The 1,418-nt window shown below is 45.6% G+C and carries 2 protein-coding genes; both read left to right on the forward strand.

Going from position 1 to position 1,418, the window contains the following annotated elements; all coding sequences use genetic code 11:
* Positions 1–252, forward strand: a 252-nt coding sequence (locus gpAD87_RS00045) for an iron chelate uptake ABC transporter family permease subunit (protein WP_157258398.1), incomplete at its 5' end; no start/stop codon positions are given.
* A 2-nt stretch (positions 253–254) separates the two neighbouring features.
* Complete coding sequence (locus tag gpAD87_RS00050) at positions 255–1,022, forward strand: ABC transporter ATP-binding protein (protein WP_064635672.1); 768 nt, start codon at positions 255–257, stop codon at positions 1,020–1,022.
* The last annotated feature ends 396 nt before the right edge of the window (positions 1,023–1,418 follow it).

Raw genomic sequence — 1,418 nt, forward strand, 5'->3', positions numbered from 1 at the left:
AGCTGCGGCATGATCGGTTTTGTTGGATTGATTATTCCGCATATTGTGAGAGGGCTGGTTGGATCTGACCATCGTAAAGTCATGCCAGTATCCGTACTATTCGGTGCCATCTTCCTGATCTGGACGGATGTTATTGCACGATCACTGATCTCCAGCGTTGAATTGCCGATCGGGATCATTACAGCGATGATTGGTGCGCCGATGTTTATGTATATGTTAGTCAAAAAAGGCTACGGTTTTGGAGGAAAATAAACATGAAACTGAATGTAGAAAATGTATCCATATCGGTGCTGAACACGGATATTATCCGGGACATTTCTTTACAGGTAAAAGGCAAGCAATTCGTCGGGTTGATTGGCCCGAATGGTTGTGGCAAATCAACGCTGCTCAAGAGCATCTATAAAGTGATCAAACCGCAGCAAGGCAAAGTATTTCTCGATGACACGGACATTCTGAAATCCAGTCCCAAGGTCGTATCAAGGCACATGGGCGTTGTGGGTCAGTTTAACGAATTGAGCTTTGACTTTACTGTGCGTGAAATGGTCATGATGGGTCGCACTCCTCACAAGAAGCTGCTGGAGACGGATAATGAACGGGATTATGAAATCGTGGAACAGGCGCTGGAAAAGGTACATCTGACCGGACATGTGGACCGCAATTACGTGTCCCTGTCCGGCGGGGAGAAGCAACGTGTGGTCCTCGCCCGAGTGCTGGCGCAGCAGCCCGAATTTCTGATATTGGACGAGCCTACCAATCATCTGGATATCAAATATCAGCTTCAGATCCTCAACATTGTGCGGAGTTTGGATATCGGCATATTGGCTGCACTTCATGATCTCGAACTCGCCGCGGAGTATTGCGATTACCTCTATGTCGTGAAGCAGGGACAGATTGTGGTTCATGGCAAACCCGCCGATATCCTGACCCGTGAAATGATTGGTGAAGTATTCGACGTGGAATGTGAAATATACGAAAATCCAGTGACAGGTGGCCTGGGCATTGCCTACTTGAGTACGCGATGAGACAAGGAACCGTCTTAGCTGAATCTCACATAAGCTCTCTCTTTATCTCTTCCGCTACAACTTGGGTTGCACAGTCAATTACGGAATAAGTAGTAAAAGAAGAACTGTCTTTAAGCGGAATATATGCTTAAATGACAGTTCTTTTTGTTCTAGCCTCAAGTATCAAATGTCACGTTTATTCAGATGCCATGTATCACTTTTTTTTGGAGAGGATGGGCCACTCACTCTAAACCGATGCTCCCATCGCTTTATATGTTCCTAACAGGGCAATCCGGGTTAGTTGAAGAGCCATATGATGAGGTGAGTATACCTTACTGTCAGCAAGCCATTTGTGAATAATTCCAATGGTGGAGAAGCTGATGTGATCCAGTAAAATATCAAGAGGCACTTCTTCTT

This window comes from Paenibacillus sp. AD87 (assembly GCF_001659845.1).
Lineage (GTDB): Bacteria > Bacillota > Bacilli > Paenibacillales > Paenibacillaceae > Paenibacillus > Paenibacillus marchantiae.

Coding starts and splice junctions, on each gene's coding strand:
- gpAD87_RS00050 (WP_064635672.1), top strand. CDS start 255: ATGAAACTGAATGTAGAAAATGTATCCATATCGGTGCTGAACACGGAT.